At 53.4% G+C, this 1,395-nt stretch carries 2 rRNA genes; both read left to right on the forward strand.

The features are described 5' to 3' along the window. Positions 1-1,148 (forward strand): 23S ribosomal RNA (locus C2134_RS10920); the annotation flags it as partial. Positions 1,149-1,272: 124 nt separating this feature from the next. Continuing rightward, positions 1,273-1,387: ribosomal RNA gene (rrf, locus tag C2134_RS10925) — 5S ribosomal RNA — on the forward strand. The last annotated feature ends 8 nt before the right edge of the window (positions 1,388-1,395 follow it).

Genomic DNA, 1,395 nt, shown 5'->3' on the forward strand with positions numbered 1-1,395 from the left:
AGGTCGCAGAGAATCGGTGGCTGCGACTGTTTAACAAAAACACAGCACTGTGCCAACACGAAAGTGGACGTATACGGTGTGACGCCTGCCCGGTGCCGGAAGGTTAAGTGATGGGGTGCAAGCTCTTGATCGAAGCCCCGGTAAACGGCGGCCGTAACTATAACGGTCCTAAGGTAGCGAAATTCCTTGTCGGGTAAGTTCCGACCCGCACGAATGGCGTAACGATGGCCACACTGTCTCCTCCTGAGACTCAGCGAAGTTGAAGTGTTTGTGAAGATGCAATCTCCCCGCTGCTAGACGGAAAGACCCCGTGAACCTTTACTGTAGCTTTGCATTGGACTTTGAAGTGGTTTGTGTAGGATAGGTGGGAGGCTTTGAAGCCAGGACGCTAGTTCTGGTGGAGCCGACCTTGAAATACCACCCTGACCCCTTTGAGGTTCTAACCTTGGTCCGTAATCCGGATTGGGGACAGTGCATGGTAGGCAGTTTGACTGGGGCGGTCTCCTCCCAAAGTGTAACGGAGGAGTTCGAAGGTTACCTAGGTACGGTCGGAAATCGTGCTGATAGTGCAATGGCAAAAGGTAGCTTAACTGCGAGACCGACAAGTCGAGCAGGTGCGAAAGCAGGACATAGTGATCCGGTGGTTCTGAATGGAAGGGCCATCGCTCAACGGATAAAAGGTACTCCGGGGATAACAGGCTGATACCGCCCAAGAGTTCACATCGACGGCGGTGTTTGGCACCTCGATGTCGGCTCATCACATCCTGGGGCTGTAGCCGGTCCCAAGGGTATGGCTGTTCGCCATTTAAAGTGGTACGTGAGCTGGGTTCAAAACGTCGTGAGACAGTTTGGTCCCTATCTGCAGTGGGCGTTGGAAGTTTGACGGGGGCTGCTCCTAGTACGAGAGGACCGGAGTGGACGAACCTCTGGTGTACCGGTTGTGACGCCAGTCGCATCGCCGGGTAGCTAAGTTCGGAAGAGATAACCGCTGAAAGCATCTAAGCGGGAAACTTGCCTGAAGATGAGACTTCCCTGGAGGCTTGACCTCCCTGAAGAGTCGTTCGAGACCAGGACGTTGATAGGTCGGGTGTGGAAGCGCTGTGAGGCGTGAAGCTAACCGATACTAATTGCTCGTGAGGCTTGATCCTATCATTTGAGTGACTTGGTTTAGCCGAGGCACGAGATAGAGTGTGTGCGACACAATTAAATACCGAATATTCAGAATCAGAGACCCTCTCTGGTTCAGGCTTCTTGAGTTTGTACAAGTTTATGTCTGGTGGCCTTAGCGAGGTGGTCCCACGCCTTCCCATCCCGAACAGGATCGTGAAACGCCTTAGCGCCGATGATAGTGTGGCATTCGCCATGTGAAAGTAGGACACCGCCAGACGCCCCATA

This window comes from Chromobacterium sinusclupearum, assembly GCF_002902845.1.
GTDB classification, from domain to species: Bacteria; Pseudomonadota; Gammaproteobacteria; order Burkholderiales; family Chromobacteriaceae; genus Chromobacterium; species Chromobacterium sinusclupearum.